The sequence below is a fragment of the Streptosporangium lutulentum genome, from assembly GCF_030811455.1.
Lineage (GTDB): Bacteria > Actinomycetota > Actinomycetes > Streptosporangiales > Streptosporangiaceae > Streptosporangium > Streptosporangium lutulentum.
Window position 1 is genome coordinate 6,953,823 of sequence record NZ_JAUSQU010000001.1, and the last position, 22,661, is coordinate 6,976,483.

The following is a 22,661-nucleotide window of genomic DNA, read 5'->3' on the forward strand; positions in this document are numbered from 1 at the left end:
TCCGCGACGGCCGTTCCACCTGAAGAACCATCCGGTACCGAGGTGGAGGCGAGACCGAGAAATCGGCCGAAGAGGTCAACCGGCCACCAGGGGACCGCGCCGCGCGCGGCGGGTGGAGAGCAGGCTGCCCGCCAGGCCACTCACCGCGCACAGCCCGAGCACGGCCAGATACTGCGGCACCGAGTAGACGAATCCGGCCTCACCCGTACCCGCCAGGCTGAGCGCCACCAGCGAGACGACCGCGATGCCGGTGCCCAGCAGCGCGCCCGAGCACGTCACGATCGCCGACTCCCAGCAGATCGCCCGGGTCAGCTGCGCGGGAGTGATCCCGGCCGCACGCAGCAGACGCAACTCGTCGGCGCGGTCGCCCATCGACATGGCCGAGGAGTTCAGCACCGAGATCACCGTGTAGAGCACCGCCGATCCGATCAGCACCGGAAGCCCCCAGGCGTCCGGCCCCGTTCGCTGGATCCCGGACGCGGCGTCCGAGGTCGCGACCGCGAACAGGAACGTGCAGGCGAGCGCGATCGTCAGCATGATCGGCGAGGCCGTGGAGGTCGCCCGGCGAGGCTGGGTCAGCACCGCCGCCCGAGCCAGCTCGCCGGGGCCCGGATCGAGCGCGGCCAACGGAGCTCCGATGACCCAGGCCATCGCACGCAACAGGACGGGACCGAGCGCCGAGCCCGCCACGCAGAGCGACGCCGCCCCGCCGAGCGCCAGCTCCATCCCGCGTTCCCCGCCGTGCTCCGTGGCGAGGAAGAGCAGCACGACGCCGCCGGCCACGGTGAGGACGCCTACCGTCGCACGGCTCCGGGACAGCAGTCCGGCCTGGGCCGCGACCTCCTGCAGCACCTCCAGCGGGGCCACCCGTGAGGCCTTGCGGGAGGCGCTCGTCGCGGCGACCATCGTGACGATCAGCCCTACCGCGGCGGACCACACGAAAGGCCCGGCGGTGACCCGCAGGTGAAACCCCGAGGGCGCCAGCCCCGTCGCCACGAGCGCCCCCGCGAGCGCCTGCCCGTAGAGCACCGCGAGCACGCTACCCGCCACCGTCGCCATGACGGCGACGACCATCGCCTCCGCGGTGACCACCCGGCGCACCTGGCCTGGTGTCATGCCGACGGTCCGCAGCAGCCCCCACTGCCGGCGTTGCTGCATCACGTGGAAGCTCAGTGTCCCGGCGACGACGAAGATCGAGACGAGCCCGGAGAGGACGGCCATCAGCGCCAGCAGGGACACCACCGTGTCCATGTCGGGGTGACCCGCCTCGCGCACCGTGTCCGCGGAGACCAGCAGCAGACCGCTGCCGCCCACGAGCGCGACGGCCAGCGAGACGGCCGCGAACGCCGCGGCGAAGGCCGTCTTCTGCCGCCGCACGTTGTTCCATGCCAGTACGGCGAGCATCAGCGCCGCTTCCCCTCGTCGAGCCCGGTCAGACGCGCCGTCACCTGTGCCGCGGAGGGACGGTCGAGCTCGTCGACGATCCGGCCGTCGGTCAGGAACAGCACCCGGTCCGCCCACATCGCGGCGTCCGGGTCGTGGGTGACCATCACCACGGTCTGTTCGTGATCGTCCACCGCCTCTCTCAGCAGGGTGAGGACCTCTCTGCCGGTGTTGCGGTCGAGCGCGCCGGTCGGTTCGTCCGCGAAGATCACGTCCGGCCGGCTCAGCAACGCCCGCGCGATCGCCACCCGCTGTTGCTGCCCGCCGGACAACTGGGCCGGCCGGTGCCTCTCCCGCCCGGTCAGCCCGACCCGGTCGAGCACCTCCTGCACCCGTGCTCCGTCCGGCCGCCGTCGGCCGAGGCGCGTCGGCAGCACGACGTTCTGCCGGGCGGTCAGCGAGGGCACGAGGTTGAACGCCTGGAACACCATGCCGATGCGATCCCGGCGCATCACCGCCAGCTGCGCCTCCGACAGCCGGGAGATGTCGGTGTCCCCGACGGAGACCGTGCCCGCCTGGGGGCGGTCGAGCCCGGCGCCGCACTGCAGCAACGTGCTCTTCCCCGAGCCCGACGGTCCCATCACGGCGGTGAACGTGCCACGGCGAAAGGCCACGCTGACCTCTCGCAGCGCGGCCACCTCTGTCGAGCCGCGTCCGTACGTCCTGGTCACCCGGTCCAGCCGGACCGCGAATTCTTGATCATCGTTCACATGATCAACAATCTCGCCTCCCGGCCCGGCGTCCCATCGGGGATGTCCCTGGTTCACCCCTTGGCCGCACCCCGGAAACGCGGTTGGAGGACACACATGACCGCTGTCACCTTCAGCGGTGCCATGCGACTCCACTGCATCGGTGCCCCCACGAAAACACGGGTGGAGGACACCCGTGATCGCCTTCACGGGACGGCCACAGCCGCGCGGCCCCTGGCCGGGTCGTAGTACGCAGGCGGAGTGCCCGTCGTCGTGACTCCGGTCGCCCTCGGCGGAGCCGTACGGGCAACGAGGTCAGGCCGGCGCCGGCCTGCGAACGGCCGGCGCCGGTGGGACGGTCAGGCGCCGGTGGGGTGCCAGACGGTCTTGGTCTCCAGGAAGGCCGTCAGCCGCCTGGTGCCGGGGTCGGCGGACCAGTCGGTCTTACCGGGACGGAAGACGCGCTTGAGGTTCTCCGCCGCCGCCTCCTCACACGCGATCGCCAGGTTCTCGTCGCCGACCCCGGTGAGGTCGAGGGCGTTGACGTCCATGTGCGCGGCCAGCCAGGGAGCGATCTCCTTCACCGAACCGGTGAGGACGTTGACCACCCCGGCGGGCAGGTCGGAGGTGGCCAGCACCTCGGCCAGGGTGATCGACGGCAGGGGTGCCCGTTCGCTGGCGATCACGACGCAGGTGTTGCCCGTGACGATCACCGGGGCGATCACCGAGACGAGCCCGAGCAGCGGCTCGTCGGGGGCGACCACCGCGACCACGCCGGTCGGCTCCGGCGAGGAGACGTTGAAGTACGGCCCGGCGACCGGGTTGGTCGACCCGGTGACCGCGGCGATCTTGTCCGCCCAGCCCGCGTACCAGACCAGCCGGTCGACGGCCGCGTCCACGACCTCGCCGGCCTTCTTCGTCCCGGTCTCCGACAGCTCGGCGGCGAACTGGGCCCTGCGGCTCTCCAGCATCTCGGCGACGCGGTAGAGGACCTGCCCCCGGTTGTACGGCGTCGCGCCCGACCAGCCTCCGAACGCCTTGCGCGCGGCGGTCACCGCGTCGCGGGCGTCCTTGCGGGAGGCCTTGGACGCGTTGGCCAGGAAGTCGCCCTTGGAGGAGGTCACGACGTAGGACCTTCCGCTCTCCGAACGCGGGAACGCCCCGCCGATGTACAGCTTGTACGTCTTCCGTACGGCCAGCCGCGCGGAGTCACGACTCTGGTCGCGCCCGCCCGGGTGCTCGGCGGCCCGCGCCCGGCTCGGCCTCTCCGTCTTACTCATTTCCCGGCCCTCTCCACATGCTTTCCTGCTCTGCCAGCCGTGCCGGAACGAAGATCTGACCGCAGCGGCTCACCCCGCACCGGTGGGCGAACCAGCCGTGCGGCCTCGGGCGGCCGGCGCGGGCGAAGTCGTGGCCTCGCGTGCTCTGGGCACGGCGGGCGCGGCGTCCGGCCCTGCCGGCTCCCTGATGGTCACACATCGAGATACGCCTCCAGCCCGTGCCGCCCGCCCTCTCGCCCGTATCCGGACTCCTTGTAGCCGCCGAACGGGGAGGTGGGGTCGAACCTGTTGAAGGTGTTGGACCACACGACGCCGGCGCGGAGCTTGCTCGCCATCCACAGGATGCGCGAGCCCTTCTCCGTCCAGACCCCCGCGGACAGGCCGAACGGGGTGTTGTTGGCCTTCTCCACGGCCTCGTCCGGGGTACGGAAGGTCAGCACGGACAGGACCGGGCCGAAGACCTCCTCCCGGGCGATCCGGTGCGACTGCGCGACGCCGGTGAAGATGGTCGGCGGGAACCAGAAGCCCTTGTCGGGCAGCGAGCACGCCGGGGACCAGCGGTCGGCGCCCTCCAGCTCGCCGGCGTCCGACAGCTCACGGATCTTGGCGAGCTGGGCCGCGGAGTTGATCGCGCCGATGTCGGTGTTCTTGTCCAGCGGGTCGCCCAGGCGGAGCGTGCCGAGCCGCCGCTTCAGGGAGTCGAGCAGTTCCGTCGCGATCGACTCCTGGACCAGCAGCCGGGAACCCGCGCAGCAGACGTGGCCCTGGTTGAAGAAGATCCCGTTGACGATGCCCTCGACGGCCTGGTCGAGCGCGGCGTCCTCGAAGACGATGTTGGCGGCCTTGCCGCCGAGCTCCAGGGTGACCTTCTTGCCCGACCCCGCGACCGACCGGGCGATCTGGCGGCCGACCTCGGTGGAGCCGGTGAAGGCGACCTTGTTGACGTCGGGGTGGTTCACCAGGGCCGCGCCGGTCTCACCCGCGCCGGTCACGATGTTGACCACGCCGGGCGGGAGGTCGGCCTGCCGGCAGATCTCCGCGAACAGCAGCGCGGTCAGCGGGGTGGTCTCGGCCGGCTTGAGGACGACCGTGTTCCCGCAGGCCAGCGCGGGAGCGATCTTCCACGCGAGCATGAGCAGCGGGAAGTTCCAGGGGATGACCTGACCGGCCACGCCGAGCGGACGCGGGTCGGCGCCGTATCCGGCGTATCCGAGCTTGTCCGCCCAGCCCGCGTAGTAGAAGAAGTGCGCCGCCACCAGGGGGAGGTCCACGTCACGGGACTCGCGGATGGGCTTGCCGTTGTCCAGGGACTCCAGCACGGCCAGCTCGCGCGAGCGCTCCTGGATGATGCGCGCGATCCGGAACAGGTATTTGGCCCGCTCGGAACCGGGCATCGCCGACCAGGTGCCGAACGCCTTGCGCGCGGCCTGGACGGCGCGGTCCACGTCCTCCTCGGACGCCGTGGCCACCTCGGCCAGGACCTCCTCGGAGGCGGGGTTGATCGTCTTGAAGGATTTTCCCGTCCCGTCGGCGAACTCGCCGTCGATGAACAGACCGTAGGACGGCTGGATGTCGACGACGTCGCGGGACTCGGGGGCCGGTGCGTATTCGAACATCGCTCAGTCCAGGGTGAAGTAGTCGGGGCCCGCGTACCTGCCGGTGGCCATCTTCTGGCGCTGCATCAGCAGGTCGTTGAGCAGGGAGGACGCGCCGAGGCGGAACCAGTCGGGGCTCAGCCAGCCCTCACCGGCCGTCTCGTTGACCAGGACGAGCATCTTGACGGCGTCCTTGGTGGTCCGGATGCCGCCCGCGGGCTTCACCCCGACCTTGCGGCCCGTCGTCGCGAGGAAGTCACGGACCGCCTCCAGCATGATCAGCGTCACCGGGAGGGTCGCGGCGGGCTGGACCTTGCCCGTGGAGGTCTTGATGAAGTCGCCCCCGGCCAGCATGGCCAGCCAGGACGCACGCCGTACGTTGTCGTAGGTGGAGAGTTCGCCGGTCTCCAGGATCACCTTCAGGTGCGCGTCGCCGCACGCGGCCTTGATCGCGACGATCTCCTCGAAGACCTTCATGTAGTCGCCCGCGAGGAACGCGCCCCGGTCGATGACCATGTCGATCTCGTCGGCCCCGGCCGCCACCGCGAGCGCGGTCTCGGTGGTCTTGATGTCGAGGGAGGAGCGTCCGCTGGGGAAGGACGTCGCGACGCTGGCCACCTTGACGCCGGACCCCTTCAGGGCGTCCACCGCCTGGGCCACCAGGTCGGGGTAGACGCACACCGCGGCCACCTTCGGCACGGAGGGGTCGCCCGGGTCGGGGTGGACGGCCTTGGCGCACATCGCGCGAACCTTGCCCGGAGTGTCGGCTCCCTCAAGGGTCGTCAGGTCCACCATGCGGATGGCCAGGTCGATGGCCTCCGCCTTGGCGGTTGTTTTGATCGATCGGGTTCCGAGCATCGCGGCCCGCTGGTCGGCGCCCACGCGGTCCACACCGGGCAGGCCCTGCAGGAAGCTCCGCAGCGTGACGTTGGACGAAGCCACGTCGGCGAGCGAAGTAGTCATAGTTGACACCACCCCAGCATGCCGACTGGTGTGATTAGTTCCAAACTGGACCCTGCCCAGCCCCATCACTCGTTTTCGTCAACATTCGCCGGGTTCGACGGCGGGACCGGGCAGGCCGCCGCACCCGGCGCCTCCGCGCTCCCCGCGTCCAACCGCGAAAAATCTTCGTTCGCGCCGCGTCCGGACGCGAGGAACCCCGCGTCCGGGCACGAAACCGACGGTCGGCGGGCGCCTGGAACCTTCCCGAAGCCGCCGAGGCCGACCGCCGGCGGGAGCGGCTCCGGAAGACGCCCGGCAGTGGCTCCGCGCCCTCAACCCGTTCTCGTGCTCTCCCCACCGATATCGGCCGGTCGTCGCCCGGACGGAAGGTATCTGTCGGTGCCGCCTGGTTCTGTGATCGGCACAGCGCACAGGTCGGTCATGAGAGGTGGCGACGAACGTGATGGTTCAGCGATTCCCGGTGGAGCACGAGGAACGTCTCTGGGACGTGGTGGAGGCGGCCTGGGCTCCGCTGGGAGTGGAGGTCGATCAGGCACGAAGGGCGCTGACGCATGGGACGCCCGGCCCCGGCGAGGACCTTCACGGCAAGCCGCCGCTCGCCGTGGTCGAAGCCGCGCTGAAGGAGTTCCTGAGCAATCTGGGCTCCATCGGCGAGGGGCTGTCGGCGGACGAGCTGACGGATCTCGACCGGGTGGTCGAGGCCAAGCTCTACGACATCGACCGCGCGGATGTCCAAGCGGTCACCGACGGTTCCGATGACGGCTTCCTCTACGCACGCGGCTTCATCGTCGCGATGGGCCGCGACTTCTACGCCGCGGTGGCCGAGGATCCGAAGAAGGCGGTGCCGGACGCCGAGTGCGAGGGGATGTGCTACTTCTTCGCCCACCTGCACAACAAGCGCTACGGAGACTTCCCGGACACCGGATCGGGAATCTCCCGCGAGTCGTGTTCGAACCCGGCCGGCTGGCCTTCCTGACCCGCGCCCGCGACGCTCGTGCACGGCCTGGACCATCCTTTCAGGACCAGTAAGGCGGCGAACCGGGATGTCTTAGGCAGTTCCTAGGCGAAGGTCGTCCGGATATAGGGCATCCGCCCGATGTGAGGGCAGGGGCCTTAGGACGAATCTTGAGTGTGTAAGGAAATCGCACCACCTGGTCACACGCTCAAGGAGAACCCAGAAATGATTCCCGAGTTCCACTCGCAGATGATCGCCCACCGCCTCGATGAGCTTCTCGCGGAGGCAGACGCCTACCGCCTCGTCCGCGAGGCGCGGGATGCCGAAAGGGAGGAGCGCCCGAAGGCCAAGCGCCGTCGGAGCCTCTTCGGCAAAATCATCCCGGCATGACCGTCGCACGAGAGCCCGGCCGCCTCCTCCCGCGCGGCCGGGCCTCTCAGCCCCCTTGATCCGGTTTCGCCGAACGATAAACCAGAAGAAGACCACCCATAGGGCATGACATGCTGGCAGACATGATGGGTCGGGCGGTAAGTCCCGTCTTCGTAGGACGGAAGGCCGAGCTCACGGACCTGGCCGAGGCTTTCGGGCAGGCTCGCGGGGGAGCCGCGACGACCGTGCTGCTCGGCGGCGAGGCGGGGGTCGGCAAGTCCCGTCTGATCGGGTGCTTCGCCGAGCGTGTCGCGGACGACGGCGCGCACGTGCTCATCGGCGGCTGCGTGGAGCTGTCCACGGAAGGTCTCGCCTACGCGCCGTTCACCGCGGCGATCCGCCAGCTCGTCCGTGAGTCCAGCGCGGAAGAGGTCGCGGCACTGCTGCCCGAGGGCGGAGCGCGCGACCTGGCCCGGCTGCTGCCCGAGTTCGGCAAGCCGAGCGGCGACCTGGAGGGCGACACCGCCCGCGCCCGGCTCTTCGAGCAGATCCTCACCCTGCTGGAACGACTGGCCGAACGCCGCCCGGTGATACTGATCATCGAGGACATCCACTGGGCCGACCGGTCCAGCCGTGACCTGATCGCCTTCCTCAGCCGGAACCTGCGCACCGCGCCGGTCCTGATGATCCTCACCTACCGCTCCGACGACCTGCACCGCCAGCACCCCCTCCGTCCGGTGCTGGCCGAGCTCGGCAGGCTGGACGGGGTCCTCCGGATGGACCTGCCCCGGCTCACCCAGACGGAGGTGGCCGCCCAGATGGCCGGCATCCTCGGAGCCGCTCCCGAGTTCGCCCAGGTCGACAGGGTCTTCCAGCGCAGCGAGGGCATTCCGCTGTTCGTCGAGGCGCTGATGGAGTGCGGCGGCGACTGCACCTTCCCCGACTCCCTGCACGACCTGATCATCGGTTCCGTCGAGCAGCTCTCCGAGGAGACCCAGCGGGTGCTGCGCATCGCGGCGGCCGGCGGGCTCCGGACGAGCCACGGCCTGCTGGCCGCGGTCAGCGGTCTGTCCGACGTCGACCTGGAGGCCGCGCTGCGGACCGCCGTCGCGGCCAACGTGTTGCAGGTCGCCGACGGCGACGCCTACGTCTTCCGGCACTCGCTGATCCGTGAGGCCGTACACGACGAGCTCCTGCCCGGCGAGCACGCGCGGCTGCACGCCCGCTACGCCGAGGAGATCAGCAGGGACCGCACGCTGGTCCCGCACGGCCGCGCCGCGATAGAGATCGCCCACCACTGGTACTCCGCCCGCGACGACCTGTGGGCCCTCGTCTCCGCGTGGGAGGCCGCGGGCAAGGCCGCCAAGACCTTCGCCTACAACGAGAAGATGCAGCTCCTGGAGCGGGTGCTCACCCTGTGGGGCAAGGTCCCCGACGCCTCGGCGCGGATCGGCGTGGACCACACCACGGTCCTGGAGCAGGCTTCGGAGGCGGCCAACGCCTGCGGCGAGATCGACCGCGGCATGAAGTTCGTCAAGGCCGCGCTGGCCGAGCTGGACGAGGAGGCCGAGCCCGAGCGGGTGGCCGAGCTGTTCGTACGGCTGTCGCTGTTCAAACAGTCCAAGCGGAGGCCCGGGGCACTCGACGACCTCCGCTACGCCGAGCGGCTGGTCCCCGAGCCCGGGCCGGAGCGTGCCCAGGTGCTGTCCAAGCTGGGCGCGTTCCTGATGTTCAGCGGCGAGATAGCCGAGGGGACCGCGCTCACCGAGGAGGCGCTGCGGATCGCCCGCGAGCACGGTGACGACCCCCTTGAGGCCGACCTGCTGCTCAACCTCGCCATAGGCCATTCGATCGCCGGACGCCTCGACATCACGATCGCCCTCAACACCACCGCCCAGACGATCGGCGAACGCGTCGGCTCCGGCCGCATCGTTCTCCGTGCCCTCGCCAACAACGTGGACGCGCTCAACAACATGGGCCGCTCGGCCGAGGCGGTCGAGCTGGCGATCGAAGGGGAGCGGCTGGCCAGGAAGTACGGCCGCCACCGCGTCTCGGGCACGTTCGTCGTCAACAACCGGGCCGAGGCGCTGGAGGCGCTGGGCAGGTTCGAGGAGGCGGCCGAGGCGGTGGAGGCGGCTCTCGCCATGGATCCGGTTCTGCGTCACCGGCATCACCTGCGACGTGCCCGTGCGGACGTCGCGCTCGCCCGGGGCGAGATCGACCTGCTCAGGTCCGTCCTGACCGAGGTGGACGCCTTCAGCCTCAAGGAGACCTTCACCCAGGAGCTGACGGCCAACGCCCGGCTCAAAATAGGTCTTCACCTGCTCAGCGGCGAGCCGCTGGCCGCGTTGGAGGTGGCCGAGCAGGTCGCGCGCGAGGCTCGGATCATGAGTAAGCCCATGCTGGGGTGGCGGATGCTGGGCCTGCTGGCGGGGGTCTGCGAGACGGTCGAGGCGGTCGCCCCCGAGCGGACGGCGGCGTTGCGCGCCCAGATCGACGAGACCTGGCCCACGATGACCGTGGACAGCCCGGTCGCCGAGGCCTACCGGCTCGGGCTCGCCCGTGACCACGACGCCGCGGCGGCCGCCTGGGAACGGCTGGGCCGCCCCCTCCTCCGCGCCAAGTCGCTGCTCCACGCGGGGCGGGCGGCGGCCGGCGCGGGTGATCGAGACCGCGCCGGAGCGCGGCTGCGAACGGCCCATCCGATCGCCCTCGCGCTGTCGGCCCGGCCGCTGGTCACCGAGATCGAGTCTCTGGCCCGCCGGGTCGGGGTCTCACTCACCGAGGAGGCCCCGGCCGCGGAAACCCTGCTGACCCCGCGCGAGCGGGAGGTGCTCCGGCTGGTCGCCCGAGGAGGGTCGAATCGCGACATCGCCGCCGAGCTGTTCATCTCCGCCAAGACCGTGAGCGTCCACGTCTCGAACATCCTGGGCAAGCTGGGCGTCGCCACCCGCGGCGAGGCCGCCGCGGCGGCCCACCGCCTCGCCCTGATCGGCTGACCTCCAGCTCCTCGGCGCGTCGCCGAACCACGCCTCGGGCACCGCCTCACCGCCCCGATGCGGCCTGCGGGCCCGCGGCTGGCACGGGAGACTGATGTCCCGAATATCCCGTGCATCGGCCATCGTGATTACGTAGCTTGATCGCATGGACTTCTTCACCGCACCGCCGCCGCCCCCCGAGCCGGAGCCGGTCGAGGAGAGAGTGCTTCCCCCCTGGGTCGGCCCCCCGGATCGCATGCTGGGCGGCACCGTCCCCATCGAGCGGATGCTGTTCCACACCGAAGCGCTGGTCATCGCGCTCACCAGCGCCGTCGCCTTTCCCGAGGGCACGAAGCTCTACCTCCGGATGGCGGCCCGTCGCGTCGAGGGAGTGAACGCGGATACGTGGTGGGACCGGCGCGAACTGTTTTACGGGGGACCTCATCGCCACGGGGCCCGCCCCGGGCAGTCTCTCGACGACGAGGTCCTTCGCTTCGGCGTCCGCTTCCCCGACGGCGGCAAGGCGACAACCGTCGACGGCAGGCAGCACCGGGGCGAATGGCCCCCTCCGCGTCCGGAAGGTCCGCTCCTCCAGTACGGCGGCGGAGGCAGCGGAAGCGGGGGTGACCACTTCGTCTCCAGCAGCCGGAGTCTGTGGCTCTGGCCCCTTCCACCGCCCGAGCCGTTCGAGTTCGTGGTCGAGTGGCCCGCCTTGGACGTGCCGCTGACGTTCGTCGAGATCGACGGCGCACCGATCGTCGCCGCCGCCGGACGCGCGCAGCCGTACTGGCCCTGATCGGCCCGGGGCGCGGAAGGACAGAGGAACGGCCGGCCTGGTCAGACGACCAGGGGCTCGACCAGGAGGATGATCCCGAAGACGGCGAACGCGGCGGCGGCGCCGTACCGGATGACCTTCTCGGGCAGGTGCTTGCCCAGCATCCGGCCGACCACGATGGCCAGCGCGTCGGCGGCGACCATGCCGACCGTCGAACCGATCCAGGTGCCGAGCCAGCCGTGCTGGGTGGCCAGGGTGATGGTGGCGAGCATGGTCTTGTCACCGAGCTCGGCGAGGAAGAAGGCGACGCCCACGGCGATGATCGCCGATCGGGTCGTGCGATTCGCCTTCTCCGACTCCTCGTCGGTCAACTCGTCTCCACGCAGCGTCCATACGGCGAAGCCGAGGAACGCGATGCCCGCGATGATCGTGATGGCCGTGGTGGGAAGGAAATCGCCGAGCAGGCCACCCATGGCGACACTGGCCAGGTGGACGATCGCGGTGGCGATCGTGATCCCGGCCAGGACCGGCCACGGCTTGAACCTGGTTGCGAAGGTCATCGCCATGAGCTGACTCTTGTCGCCGAGCTCGGCAACGAAGATCACGGCAAGACTGATCCAGAACGCTTCCAACAAGATGCCCTTCCGCGCGCGCGACCGGGCCGGAAGGGTGCACCCGGGGAGTCGGGCACGGCTTCGGCCCGGCAGCATTGGTGTATGCCAACCAGGCCGAAGGTCTCGTCCGCCTGGACTCTCATCGAATCCGAGGCCCGCGTGACCGGGCGCCGCAGGGCGCCAGTATGTCGATCACGCGATTGGGACTACTCCCCTTCGGGTGTTTCTCTACGTGACCCTAACAGTCCGATCGCCTCGACGATTCCCGCGCGCGAGGATCTCGTCACCGACGATCACCACCGGACGGGGCTCCGGAGACGGGCGGGGACCTGAGGGCGAGTGGATCCGAAGGCGGGCGGGGATCTACAGGCGGGCGCCGACCAGCACGGGTTCGTTGACGAGGGTGACGCCGAACTTCTCTCGCACGCCGTCGCGGACCTCGCGGGCCAGGTCGAGGAGCTCGGTCGCCGTTGCCGACATTTCCGGATTTGTCATGGCAAGGGTGTGCTTGGTGGAGATGCGGGCCGGGCCTCGCCGGTAGCCCTTCGGGAATCCCGCGTTCTCGATCAGCCAGGCCGCCGGAACCTTGACGGAGCCGCCCGGCATGTCCCAGCGGGGGAAACCCGGGGCCCGAAGCTCCAGCTCGGCCGCCTCCGGCCCGGAGAGGAGGGGGTTGGTGAAGAACGAACCCGCGCTCCTGGAGTCCGGGTCGTCGGCGTCGAGCACCATTCCCTTGCCCCTGCGCAGTTCCAGCACCGCCGCGCGGACCTCCGCCAGCGGCGCCCGATCGCCCGGGGCGACCCCGAGCCGGACGGCCAGCTCCTTGTACGTGACCGGCCCGGACAGCTCATCCTTGAGAAGCTCGTAGGTGACCGCCAGCACGACGTATCGCCCGGGATCCTCCTTGAACACGCTGTGCCGGTAGGCGAACCCGCACTCCCGCGCGCTCAGGTCGCCCAGCTCGCCGGTCCGGCGGTCGTAGACCCGGACCCCGGCGATCGTCTGCGACACGTCCTGCCCGTAGGCCCCGACGTTCTGGATCGGCGTGGCCCCGACCCGCCCCGGGATCCCCGACAGGCACTCGATCCCCGGCCGGCCCTCCGCCACCGCCCGGGCCACCAGCGTGTCCCAGTCTTCCCCCGCCTGCACGGTGATCCGGTCGCCGTCGACCTCGACGCCCCGCGAGGCGACGCTCACGACCAGCCCGTCGAACCCCTCGTCGGAGACGACCAGGTTGCTGCCGCCGCCGAGCACGAGCACCGGCTCGCCCGCCCGGTCCGCCGAGGCCACCAGCTCGACGATCTCCTCGGCCGATCCGGCCGTCGCGAACGCCCTCGCCGGTCCGCCCAGCCCCAATGTCGTGTACGGCGCCAGCCGTACCCCTGCCAACCGCTCAGTCATGCGCTTCCCCACAGCTCGCCCGCCTCCGCGACCAGCCTAGGGGGCGCGGAGCAGCCCCAGGACGCGGTCGTAGGTCCGGCGTGACTCCCTGTCCCGGTAGCCGGGATCGACGTCGTGGTAGCCGCGGTGCCGTTCCTGGTGGACGGGGAGATCCTTGCCCAGGGCGACGAGAGTGCCGGGGAGCGTGAGAGAGAACTCCAGGTCGGCGTTGCGGTAGTACCGGGCGTCGGCGGGGAAGCCGCCCGCGGCGAGCGCGGCCTCGCGCCTGACCGCGAACAGGTGGCCGAGCAGCCCGCGGACCTCACCGGGAGCCGCGTCCACCCATTCGTGACCTCCCTCACGGGGGTTCACACCCCTCCATCCCGCCCCGGTCACGTCGTCCTTCAACTCCCCGACCAGCGGGGTGATCGCGTCTCCGTCCAGGATCGTGGAGGTCTCCATCACGACGTGCACGTCCGCCGTGTCGAGTCTCAGCAGCTTGGTACGGCTCTCGCCCCACCCTGCCGTGCCTCCCCGCCAGTGCGGCGTCTCGGCCACGTGCCAGGCCTCCACCCGGCGGGGGAACTCCTGGACCAGCTCGTTCAGAACCGTCCCCGCGCCGTCCATGTTTCCCAGGTCCAGAGCGAGGATCTTGACCTCGGTGCGGGCGACCAGGGCGCGCACGCACTCCCGGAGATCGTCCGGCCAGCCGTCGACCACGAGCCCGACCGTCACGGTCGGTGGCGCGGCCTCCGCCTCCGCGACCTCGGCCGGAGGAGTGATCGACTCGTCGAGCCGGGACACCGACAGACTCGCGTCCCACAGCAACTGGGAGGAGACCATCCGCTCGGCGTCGCCGCCGAGCTCGTCCGACCGCCCGACGAGCTCGGAGCCCTCGGGTTGCTGCTCGGGGGCGGCCTGGGTCTCGGCGACCCGGCCGGCCTCCTGGTCGCCGAGCCGTTCGGGTCTGCGGGCGGGATCGGCGGCCTCGGCGATCTTGCCGGAGTCGGCGGAGACGTCCCGGTCCGGCGCCTTCGGCGTTCTCGTCGCCTCCTCGCCGGCCTCACCGGCCCGCCCTGTCGCCCTGCCGCCCGTTTCGGGCACGGAGCCCACCGTGGGCCACACCTCGAAGGGCGGTCGGGGAATGAGCTCGAACCCGTCCGCCGTGTCGCGGACGAGCCAGCCCTCGGCTTCGATCTCGTCTCGGAGGGCGTCGGCCGTGGCGTGGTCGCGCTCGGCTCGCGCATCGGCCCGCTGCTCGGCGAGATCCTTCACGTACGGTGGTACTTCGTTCATGTACGGACGCTACCCACGGACCGGGAGAAGATTCGGTCTCCGGCCCGCGGGCCGTGCCCACGACCGCCGCCGGGTCGGTCCACGGCGGCCGGACCACCGCGCGGGCAGGGGCCCGAAGCGCCGCCTACGAAAGCTGGACCACCGCGCGGGCCCTGGAGAGCACCCGGGAGCCGTTGGCCTTGGCGGTCAGCGCGACCACCACGCGCTTGTCCTCGAGCTTCTCCTCGATGATCCCGCTCACGGTGATGACCGTGCCCTGATCGTCGTCCGGGACGACCACCATGGAGGAGAACCGGACGCCGTAGTCGACGACCGCACCCGGGTCACCGGCCCAGTCGGTGACGAACCGGCCGCCCTGGGCCATGGTGAACATGCCGTGCGCGATGACGTCGGGCAGGCCGACGGTCTTGGCGAAGCGCTCGTTCCAGTGGATGGGGTTGAAGTCGCCGGAGGCTCCGGCGTACATCACCAGGTTCGTACGGCGTACCGGATAGTCGACGGCCGGGATCTGCTCGCCGGTCTCCACCTCGTCGTATCTGACTGTCGCGGCCATGTCAGCCCGCCCCTCCACGCTCGACGATGGTGTTGTAGGCCGTACAGACGAGCTCGCCCTCGACGGTCGAGACATCGCTCTTCACGGTGATGAACTCGTTGCGGCCGACGCTGCGGATGTCGGTCACGGTCGTGACGCCGACCAGCACGTCACCGGCGTGGATCGGCCGGCGGTACTCGAAGCGCTGCTCGCCGTGGACCACCATGGCGAAGTTCAGGCCGAGTTCGGGATCGGCCAGAAGCGAGCCGGCGTCCTGGCTGATGGCGATGGGGAAGGTGGGCGGCGCGATCACATCCGGGTGACCGGCGGCCTGGGCGGCCTCCTTGTCCCGGTAGATCGGGTTGTTGTCGCCGATCGCCGTCGCGAACTCTTTGATCTTCACGCGACTGACCTCGTAGGGCGAGGAAGGCGCGGACGTCCGCCCGACAAAATCACGATTCAGAGCCATCGTGCTCCTTTGCGGATACCGAGCTGGTGAGGCCGACAGTAACAGAATGATATTCGGGATGACACTCCCGGAGTGCCACCAGGAAACCGTAACCCGGACCGCGCGGGCGCCCGTTACCGGCCATGGTCAACACTCGGGCGGGAATGCTGTGCGGATACGACAAACCGGCGCCCTCAATGAGAACGCCGGTCTACGTTGAGTTTATGAGTGTTACTGAAGAACCCGTCTCCCGCGGGGACGCGGGAGGCTTCGCAGAGACCTAGCGGGTCTCGCGGTGCGCCTGGTGCGTCTTGCAGTTAGGGCAGTACTTCTTCAGCTCAAGCCGATCCGGGTCATTGCGCCGGTTCTTCCGCGTGATGTAGTTGCGGTGCTTGCACTCCTGGCAGGCCAGCGTGATCTTGGGCCTAACGTCGGTGGCAGCCACTTGGGAGTGCCTTTCTACGTTCGGGACAGTGGACAACCCACGCCGGAGCCCTTTGTTAGAGGGGACCCGGGAGGGTAGTAGCGGAGGCCGGACTTGAACCGGCGACACAACGATTATGAGCCGTTTGCTCTGCCTGGCTGAGCTACTCCGCCTTTGGGGCCGACGAAATCGACCGACCCCGCAAGGATACCCGACCCGTTGAGTGCCTGCGTACTTGTGCAGGTCAGGGCCGTCGCTTCTGAGTTTTCCCCAGTATGCCCGCTCATGCACCGGGAACCTGGAGAATTTTCTGGATGACCACTTGTGTTCACCCAAACCAAAGGCCCCAACCGGATGGTCAGGGCCTTTAGGCTTTGAGCCCCCTTACGGAATCGAACCGTAGACCTTCTCCTTACCATGGAGACGCTCTGCCGACTGAGCTAAGGGGGCCTGTCCGCTTCGCTTGCGCCTTGCGGACAGGTGTAACCATACACGGCTCTGGAGCACGATGCGAAATCAATCGAGGGCCATCTGGATCACCGCATGTCCGCCACATGAAGGCCCTCGGGCGAGCCCGTCCCGAGCCGTCTCCTCCACGGGCCAACGATGAAACGATCGGCAGAGACCGGACGCCGTCCGCGGCGGCCGGCCCGGCCGTCGGAGGGCGCGCGTTCACCGTACGAGCGTTGATCTCCCCCCGAGGCGGACCGGGAACGCGCGACGCGACAGGGGCGGCCCACGCGCCCCCGGCCGGCATTCGGCCGGCATTGGATCGATCTTCAAGGAGCACGATGCTGCAGGACCGCCGCAGAGAGGCCATCCGGGCGCTGGACGAGAGCGACAGGCCTCACCTCTACTGGCACGGAGTGGACGGCGACGGCCACGTGTGGCTGTTCGAGACCGTCGTCGACGACGGCGGGGAGTACTGGCCCGTCAGGCACGCCGAGCTGGGCTCGGACGGCCTTGCCCGCTGCTATTCGTGGGGCCACATCGAGGACGAACACGGCTTTCTCGCCGAAGGACCGATCTATCCGGACGACTTCGGCCTGAACTCCCTGAACGCCGAGGAATTCGGCACCCTGTGGAGCGCCCTCAGTCGATAGGTTGCTCGCATGAGCGGAACACCCGGCCTGAGGATGGCCGACACGGACAGGACCGCGCTGAGCCTGTGGACCGCCGACGCGGTGGTCCTGTTCGACTGGCTCATGAGTGTGGATCTCGATCAGGTCCCCGTAGGGCACCTGGCCCAGAAGCAGGCCCTCATGGATCTCCTCAGCCAGCTCGACCGGAGCATCCCCGACTACACCGCCGCGGATATCGAGCACGCGCGCGATCTGGTCTCCCGCGACGCCGTCCTGCCGTCATAGGCGAGGGGCCCCCGCTCGCCGCGGGCCGTCCCGAACGGGGCCTCGCGCGCCCGCACGCCGCGGGCCGTCCCGAACGGGACCTCGCGTGCCCGCACACCACGGAGGCGGCGGCTCGAAGAAGGGCGGCGGACAGCACGGACTCCCCTCGCGCGCCGTCAGGTCGCCCCGCCCGGCGTCCACGGCCCGGCCCGGTCTCCTTTCGGCGCCTCAGAGCGCCTGCTCCAGCAGACGCCTCATCGGAGCGAACCCCGAGGCCACGTAGAAGGCGTGTGCCTCACTGTTGAAGTCCCAGACATCCGTCACGAAGCGCCTGCATCCGGCCGAACGGCCCGCATCCCGGACGGCGTCCAGCAAGGCGGTCGCGACCCCGCGGCGAATCGCCCGGGGACTGACGGCCAGGTGATCCAGAACGATGAACGAGTCCTGCCGCATGAGCACGCCGGCGGCGCGCCGGTGGACGGTGGCCATCGCGTATCCGGCGGCCCGGACGTCGGGGAGGTCCGCGATGAAGATCCTGACGGATTCGCGCCCGAGCTGTTCCTCGAACCCCGAGGCGAGCTCCTCCGGGGACGGATGCTCCTGGTAGATGTCGGGACGCCGACCGGCGTGAAGGTCATGCACGAAACGGTTCAGCTCCGCGAGGAGAGCGGCGTCGTCAGGGGTCGCCGGGCGAATCGCCGGGGGGCCCGAGGGGTGATCCTTCAGGTCGGAAGACATGCGCGAACCCTAGATCAAGGACCACATACGTGCCGAATCTCCGGAAGACGGCGTCGTCACGCTCGCCGGTTCACGCGACCGGCCGGTCGGTGGGCACGAGCTTCCCGCCTGTACGGCCGGCCTCGGCCGTCTGCCGCGTCAGCCCCTGGACGGGCGTCGGTAGGGTGCTCTCTGTCGTTGCCGATATGTCGCAACAGTGAAGGAGCCTCACATGGCTGACCCCACCTCACCCCTGCGGCGGGCACTGTTCTCGCACGCGCCGATCCGGCGTAAGCCGCGCCAGACGCTGGAGCGCATGCTTGAGCTGGTGGACGACGACACCCCGCCGGACGGCCCCGAAGGTCCGGTCGCGGTGCTGGAGCGGCGGCTGGCCGAGCTCCTGGGCAAGGAGCGCGCGCTGTTCTTCCCGAGCGGGACGATGGCGCAGCAGGCGGTGCTGCGCGTGCACGCCGACCGGCGTGGCCGCCGCGCCTTCGCCGCCCACCCGCAATCGCATCTGGACACGTGGGAGGAGCAGGGCTACAACGCCGTCCACGGCCTGTGGCTGCGCCGTACCGGCGACCCGCACGAGCTGATGACGGCCAAGGACCTGGCGGCGATCGGCGAGCCGCTCGCGGCGGCCATCTGGGAGTTGCCGCAGCGCGACCTCGGCGGACTGCTCCCCGAATGGGAGGACCTCTGCGAGCAGGTCGCGCTCGTACGGGCCGGCGGCGCCGCCGCGCATCTGGACGGCGCCCGGCTCTGGGAGACCCAGACGTACTACCGGCGGCCCCTCGACGAGATCGCCGCGTTGTTCGACTCGGTGTACGTCTCGCTCTACAAGGGCCTGCAGGGCGTGCGCGGCGCCGTGCTGGCCGCGGACGACGCCACGGTACGCGCCGCCGAGGTGTGGCGGCAGCGGCTCGGCGGCGGCATTCCCGACGCGTGGCCGCTCGCCCTGGCCGCCTTGGTCCACCTCGACGATCTGGGCGCGCACATGTCCGCCTACCGCGAGCACGCGATCGCCATCGCGGCGGCCGTCAACGCCGACGGCGCCGCCCACGCCCACCCCGCCCCTCCGCAGACGCCGATCTTCCACATCCACCTGCCGGCCTCCAGGCGGGCCGTCGAGCAGGCCGGCGCGGAGATCCTCGCCGAGCACGGCATCAAGCTCTGGGGCCGGGTCCGGTCGGTCCCGGATCCCACCCGCTGCAGCTTCGAGGTCAGCGTCGGCGAGAACGCCATGGAGTTCACCCCCGACGAGGTGGTCGCCCTCATCCACGACCTGCTGGCCCGCGCCGAGACCCACTCCCGTCCTCCGTCCGCGGCGGCGGGCGAACCCCCGACCGCGACCGTCCCCCTCACCTGACCCCGTCCGGGGCACCACGCGAACCCGGGTGACGCCGTGATCGTCATCGGCCGAAGGCGTCCTTTTTCATTGAACCTTTCGGTTCAGTGACCTATGCTGAACCATATGGTTCAGCATCCGGCTCTCGATCTGGTGTTCTCAGCGCTCTCGGACGCGACACGGCGGCAGATCCTGGTTCGCCTGGGCGACGGGCCGGCATCGATCGGCGAACTGGCCGAGCCGTTCGGCATGTCGTTGACCGGCATGAAAAAACACGTACTCGTTCTCGAGAACGCCGGCCTGGTCACCACCGAGAAGATCGGCCGATCGCGGCAGTGCCGCCTGGGAACCGAACGATTGGACGACGCCATGTCCTGGATCGCCTTCTACCAACGGCTCTGGGAACGCCGGCTCGACGGCCTCGACGCCTACTTCACTCTCAAGAGAGGAAGCGAACAGTGACCGAACGAACCGAGACCACCCGGTTACGGATGACACGCCTGCTGCCTGCCACCCCCGAGGAGGTCTTCGACGCCTACACCGACGCGGAGAAGCAGAAGATCTGGTTCGGCATCCTCAACGACAAGCCCGGCATCATCGAGATCGAGGTCGACCTGCGCGTCGGTGGCCGGCAGATCGCCGTCTGGGGGCCGGATCGCGACAACCTGTTTCGCGAGACGCAGACCTTCGTGGTCGTCGACCGTCCGCGTCGCCTGGTCACCGAGTCCACCGGCAGCAGCCCGGACGGGATGACCATGACGACGACGATCGAGATCACCTTCGAGGAGCACGACGGGGGCACGCTCTTCACCGTGGTGCAGAGCGGGTTCCCGACCGTCGAGATGCGCGACTTCTTCGCCGGGGAAGCCTGGACCGGTGCGCTCGATCGTGTCGAGACCTACCTTCTCCGCCGATAGCGGCCGTCGGCACCGCACGACGGGGATCCACACGTCCGTGCCGGCCGTCGTTCGCACGCGCACGACCGCCGTGCCCGCACCTGCCCGGCGCGGGCGCGGCGGAGGAACGCTTATCCGCGCGCCGATCCCCGTCCATGCGTTCGACGCATCGGGCGCCGATCAGGGAGACGGCCGGGCAGTGTCGCGAGGCCGACGCCGGACCGGATGAAGGCCCGGATGTGAACCCGTCCGCCTCAAGGGGCCGGGAGGCGGGAAGGCGCCGTGACAGCACGGAGCCACGGCGTTCAGAGTCTGTCGCCGGACGAGCGCGTGCCGGAGTCGGGGACGAACCGCACGCGGAACATCTTGGGCCACAGCTTGCCGGTCAGCAGGAACTCATCGGTTCCGGGGATGGCCGCGATGCCGTTCAGGACGCCCGCCTTCCGGCGTTCCAGCGGGGTGAGCAGGCCCGCGGCGTTGATGCTGCCGGTCACCGTGCCGGTGCCGGTGTCGATCCGCACGATCCGGTTGGTCCAGTAGACGTTGGCGTAGACGGTGTCGGAGCCCGTGCATTCAAGCTCGTTGAGCTGGGGGACGGCATCGCCGTACTCGGTCACGGTGAGCGTGCCGGTGGAGGCGAATGTGACGGGGTCGCGAAAAACGAGGCGGGCGGAACCGTCGCTCATCACCAGCCGGTTGTTCCGTCGCTGGTGGCACAGTCCCCAGCCTTCCCCGGCGTAGGGGACGCGGCGGCGTTCGGCGAGGGTACGGCTGTCACGTTCGATGGCGACGCCCTCGCTCCAGGTGAGCTGCCACAACGTCGGCCCCAGGACGGTGACCCCCTCACCGAACAGCCGGGGCGACAGCTCCGCACGGACGGTGGGCGCCTTCCCCGCAGGCCCGGCCGTGATCGTCGACTCTCCGTACCCGCCGGTGCTCTCGTACAGCCTGCCTTCGGCCATCTCCAGCCCCTGGGTGCTGGCACGGGGATCGTGCGGCAGGACCTGGAGAACTTCGACCCGCAGTCGCTCCACCGGCGGCCGGCCCGTGCTCGACACAGCCGAGGCGTCTTCCGCGCGGGGAGGGCAAGCCCGGTGGCCGTCGAGGAGGAGAAGCGCGACCGCTCCTACGGCGACGGACATGACGCGACCCATGGTTCCTCCTGCATGACGTTGTCCGGGTGATCCAACGGGAACCTTCCCCGGGCGCCCCGCACCCGTCACCTCTTTCCCCCGGCCTCCCCCGCGTGGTCCTGGTCCGTGTCGGCCTGGTCCGTGTCGGCCTGGTCCGTGTCGGCCTGGTCCCGCCGGCCGCTTTGGAGCCCGCGCCGTCCGGCTTATGTTGGCGTGTGAAGGACATCGATGCCGACAGGCCAACCGGACCGGAGGTCAGTGCCATCATCAGCGGGTCGCAGTCTCGCGAGAACGAGATGGACATCATCGAGACGGGGCCGCGCAGGCCGCCCCTGTCATGGTCGCGGGGACGGGGCGTCACCGGCCTCGTCGCTGCGGCGCTCGCCGTCGGGGCCGTCGCCGGCTATCTCGTCGGCATCCGGCACGCCGAAACCCAAGCCCGTACCGCCGGCCCGGGCTCGCACGCGTCGGCGACCGATTCGGTGGCCCCGCTGGACGCACAGGCCGTGACCGGCACCGGCACCCGGTGTTCGGCCCAGCTCGGAGGCAGACTGCAGCTGGGCGTCGAGATCGTCAATCGATCGGCCACCACCGCGACGCTACTCCGGGTCGAAACGGCCCTTCCGCTGAACGGACTGCGAGCGACGGCGAGCGCATGGGGCGGTTGCGGCCAGTTGCCGCCCGTGGACACCGCGACCTCGCACTCGCTCCCGCCTGGCGCCACCACCTGGTTGACGAGCACGTTCGACGTGCTCATCCCCTGCCCGGCGCCGATTCCGGTCCTCTTCACCCTCACCTACACGCAGGAAGGTCACACGGTCAGCTCTGACCTGCGCGGTTTCCCTGACCTGGGCGACGTTCCGTACACCCGATGCACCGCCGGTTCGTGACGGCGCTCAACCGCCGGCGGGTCGACGGCGGGCGGGCAAGTGACCGGAGCCGCCGGCACACGAGGTGGCCCGCATCCGGCCGCGCGTTGTACGTTCGTCGGAGGAGGACGGATGCTTCATGGCAGACGAGCAGATCACGACAAGGTGAGTGGCATGCACTCGGAACTCCTCGCGGCGCTGGAGCCGGTGTGCCGCGACCTGGAGACGAACTGCGCCGTACCTCCCGACATCCGTGAGGCCCCCGCCTACCCCGGCGGTGGGGAAGGACTGGCGTGCGCCATGTTCCATGCCCCTGACGGCAGTGGACAGGGAGTCTCCGTGGTGCTCGGCCAGGACCCGAGCGAACAGGTGGCCAGGCTCGCGGACCAGGTACAGGAGTGGGCGGTGGAAGCACTATGGACCGCGGGTCTGCCCGCGGTGTGGCCACATTGCCCGGCTCACCCCGATACGCACCCCTTAACCGCCAGGGTCGACGGCAACGAGGCAGCGTGGTTCTGTCCGCACACCGGCGATCGGGTCGCCCCCATCGGGGAACTGCCCACCATCGCGCTTCCCGGAAGGGACGTGCGCGGGAAGCCGTAGTGCGGGCG

Annotated in this window: 24 protein-coding genes and 2 tRNA genes; 11 read left to right on the forward strand and 15 right to left on the reverse strand. The window is 70.0% G+C overall.

Annotated elements, in window-relative coordinates; genetic code table 11:
• Positions 1-75 precede the first annotated feature (75 nt).
• From J2853_RS30920 to deoC, 5 genes are all read right to left on the reverse strand, one after another.
• Positions 76-1,404: an ABC transporter permease gene (locus tag J2853_RS30920; RefSeq protein WP_307564107.1), complete on the reverse strand. Its 1,329-nt coding sequence runs from the start codon at positions 1,402-1,404 to the stop codon at positions 76-78.
• Positions 1,404-2,153: an ABC transporter ATP-binding protein gene (locus J2853_RS30925; RefSeq protein ID WP_307564109.1), complete on the reverse strand. Its 750-nt coding sequence runs from the start codon at positions 2,151-2,153 to the stop codon at positions 1,404-1,406. The genes J2853_RS30920 and J2853_RS30925 overlap by 1 nt, the downstream gene beginning before the upstream one ends.
• Positions 2,154-2,491: 338 nt before the next feature.
• Positions 2,492-3,412: an aldehyde dehydrogenase family protein gene (locus J2853_RS30930; protein ID WP_307564111.1), complete on the reverse strand. Its 921-nt coding sequence runs from the start codon at positions 3,410-3,412 to the stop codon at positions 2,492-2,494.
• A 191-nt stretch (positions 3,413-3,603) separates the two neighbouring features.
• Positions 3,604-5,028, reverse strand: a complete 1,425-nt coding sequence (locus tag J2853_RS30935; RefSeq protein ID WP_307564113.1) for an aldehyde dehydrogenase family protein — start codon at positions 5,026-5,028, stop codon at positions 3,604-3,606.
• A gap of 3 nt (positions 5,029-5,031) precedes the next feature.
• On the reverse strand, positions 5,032-5,970 hold the full coding sequence (deoC, locus tag J2853_RS30940; RefSeq protein ID WP_307564115.1) for a deoxyribose-phosphate aldolase: 939 nt from the start codon (positions 5,968-5,970) through the stop codon (positions 5,032-5,034).
• Positions 5,971-6,412: 442 nt separating this feature from the next.
• Here deoC and J2853_RS30945 point away from each other — a divergent pair, with 442 nt between their 5' ends.
• The 4 genes from J2853_RS30945 (at position 6,413) to J2853_RS30960 (ending at position 11,068) form a co-directional block, all read left to right on the forward strand.
• Positions 6,413-6,946, forward strand: coding sequence for a DUF4240 domain-containing protein (locus J2853_RS30945; RefSeq protein WP_307564117.1), 534 nt, complete (start codon positions 6,413-6,415; stop codon positions 6,944-6,946).
• 204 nt (positions 6,947-7,150) lie between these two features.
• The gene (locus J2853_RS30950; protein ID WP_307564119.1) at positions 7,151-7,315 is read left to right on the forward strand and encodes a hypothetical protein; all 165 of its coding nucleotides are present in this window, start codon (positions 7,151-7,153) and stop codon (positions 7,313-7,315) included.
• Positions 7,316-7,437: 122 nt separating this feature from the next.
• Positions 7,438-10,293: a helix-turn-helix transcriptional regulator gene (locus J2853_RS30955; RefSeq protein ID WP_307564122.1), complete on the forward strand. Its 2,856-nt coding sequence runs from the start codon at positions 7,438-7,440 to the stop codon at positions 10,291-10,293.
• Between the two features lie 145 nt (positions 10,294-10,438).
• Entirely contained in the window at positions 10,439-11,068 is a 630-nt protein-coding gene (locus tag J2853_RS30960; protein WP_307564124.1) for a hypothetical protein, read from the forward strand.
• Positions 11,069-11,109: 41 nt separating this feature from the next.
• Here J2853_RS30960 and J2853_RS30965 read toward each other — a convergent pair whose 3' ends face one another.
• The 8 genes from J2853_RS30965 to J2853_RS31000 all read right to left on the reverse strand — a co-directional run bounded on the left by J2853_RS30965 (position 11,110) and on the right by J2853_RS31000 (position 16,191).
• Positions 11,110-11,679 (reverse strand): TMEM165/GDT1 family protein, encoded by a 570-nt coding sequence (locus J2853_RS30965; RefSeq protein WP_307564126.1) that lies wholly within the window; start codon positions 11,677-11,679, stop codon positions 11,110-11,112.
• 345 nt (positions 11,680-12,024) lie between these two features.
• Positions 12,025-13,062, reverse strand: a complete 1,038-nt coding sequence (locus tag J2853_RS30970; protein WP_307564128.1) for a UDP-N-acetylmuramate dehydrogenase — start codon at positions 13,060-13,062, stop codon at positions 12,025-12,027.
• A 36-nt stretch (positions 13,063-13,098) separates the two neighbouring features.
• Positions 13,099-14,337, reverse strand: coding sequence for a CysS/YqeB C-terminal domain-containing protein (locus tag J2853_RS30975; RefSeq protein ID WP_307564130.1), 1,239 nt, complete (start codon positions 14,335-14,337; stop codon positions 13,099-13,101).
• Between the two features lie 124 nt (positions 14,338-14,461).
• Entirely contained in the window at positions 14,462-14,890 is a 429-nt protein-coding gene (locus J2853_RS30980; protein ID WP_307564132.1) for a MaoC family dehydratase, read from the reverse strand.
• 1 nt (position 14,891) lies between these two features.
• Complete coding sequence (locus tag J2853_RS30985) at positions 14,892-15,338, reverse strand: MaoC family dehydratase N-terminal domain-containing protein (protein WP_307564134.1); 447 nt, start codon at positions 15,336-15,338, stop codon at positions 14,892-14,894.
• Between the two features lie 259 nt (positions 15,339-15,597).
• Positions 15,598-15,762, reverse strand: a complete 165-nt coding sequence (gene rpmG, locus J2853_RS30990) for a 50S ribosomal protein L33 (RefSeq protein ID WP_030921771.1) — start codon at positions 15,760-15,762, stop codon at positions 15,598-15,600.
• A 78-nt stretch (positions 15,763-15,840) separates the two neighbouring features.
• A tRNA-Met gene (locus J2853_RS30995) sits at positions 15,841-15,914 on the reverse strand.
• Positions 15,915-16,118: 204 nt separating this feature from the next.
• Positions 16,119-16,191 (reverse strand) — tRNA-Thr (locus J2853_RS31000).
• Positions 16,192-16,532: 341 nt separating this feature from the next.
• On the opposite strand from J2853_RS31000, the gene J2853_RS31005 reads away from it, so the two are divergent.
• Together J2853_RS31005 and J2853_RS31010 are read left to right on the forward strand one after the other, a co-directional pair.
• Complete coding sequence (locus J2853_RS31005; RefSeq protein WP_307564145.1) at positions 16,533-16,844, forward strand: hypothetical protein; 312 nt, start codon at positions 16,533-16,535, stop codon at positions 16,842-16,844.
• Between the two features lie 9 nt (positions 16,845-16,853).
• Positions 16,854-17,108 (forward strand): hypothetical protein, encoded by a 255-nt coding sequence (locus tag J2853_RS31010; protein ID WP_307564147.1) that lies wholly within the window; start codon positions 16,854-16,856, stop codon positions 17,106-17,108.
• A 207-nt stretch (positions 17,109-17,315) separates the two neighbouring features.
• Here J2853_RS31010 and J2853_RS31015 read toward each other — a convergent pair whose 3' ends face one another.
• Positions 17,316-17,825 carry a GNAT family N-acetyltransferase gene (locus J2853_RS31015; RefSeq protein ID WP_307564148.1) on the reverse strand — a complete coding sequence of 170 codons (510 nt, stop codon included), beginning with the start codon at positions 17,823-17,825 and terminating at the stop codon, positions 17,316-17,318.
• Between the two features lie 211 nt (positions 17,826-18,036).
• On the opposite strand from J2853_RS31015, the gene J2853_RS31020 reads away from it, so the two are divergent.
• The 3 genes from J2853_RS31020 (at position 18,037) to J2853_RS31030 (ending at position 20,069) form a co-directional block, all read left to right on the forward strand.
• Positions 18,037-19,173, forward strand: coding sequence for a threonine aldolase family protein (locus tag J2853_RS31020; RefSeq protein WP_307564150.1), 1,137 nt, complete (start codon positions 18,037-18,039; stop codon positions 19,171-19,173).
• A 105-nt stretch (positions 19,174-19,278) separates the two neighbouring features.
• On the forward strand, positions 19,279-19,614 hold the full coding sequence (locus J2853_RS31025) for an ArsR/SmtB family transcription factor (RefSeq protein ID WP_307564152.1): 336 nt from the start codon (positions 19,279-19,281) through the stop codon (positions 19,612-19,614).
• The gene (locus J2853_RS31030) at positions 19,611-20,069 is read left to right on the forward strand and encodes an SRPBCC family protein (protein ID WP_307564154.1); all 459 of its coding nucleotides are present in this window, start codon (positions 19,611-19,613) and stop codon (positions 20,067-20,069) included. Before J2853_RS31025 ends, J2853_RS31030 begins: the two co-directional genes overlap by 4 nt.
• Before the next feature lie 284 nt (positions 20,070-20,353).
• Here the strand turns inward: J2853_RS31030 and J2853_RS31035 are convergent, their stop codons facing one another.
• Positions 20,354-21,202 carry a glutaminyl-peptide cyclotransferase gene (locus tag J2853_RS31035; protein ID WP_307564156.1) on the reverse strand — a complete coding sequence of 283 codons (849 nt, stop codon included), beginning with the start codon at positions 21,200-21,202 and terminating at the stop codon, positions 20,354-20,356.
• 194 nt (positions 21,203-21,396) lie between these two features.
• Here J2853_RS31035 and J2853_RS31040 point away from each other — a divergent pair, with 194 nt between their 5' ends.
• Together J2853_RS31040 and J2853_RS31045 are read left to right on the forward strand one after the other, a co-directional pair.
• On the forward strand, positions 21,397-22,071 hold the full coding sequence (locus J2853_RS31040; protein ID WP_307564158.1) for a hypothetical protein: 675 nt from the start codon (positions 21,397-21,399) through the stop codon (positions 22,069-22,071).
• A gap of 153 nt (positions 22,072-22,224) precedes the next feature.
• On the forward strand, positions 22,225-22,653 hold the full coding sequence (locus tag J2853_RS31045) for a hypothetical protein (RefSeq protein WP_307564160.1): 429 nt from the start codon (positions 22,225-22,227) through the stop codon (positions 22,651-22,653).
• The last annotated feature ends 8 nt before the right edge of the window (positions 22,654-22,661 follow it).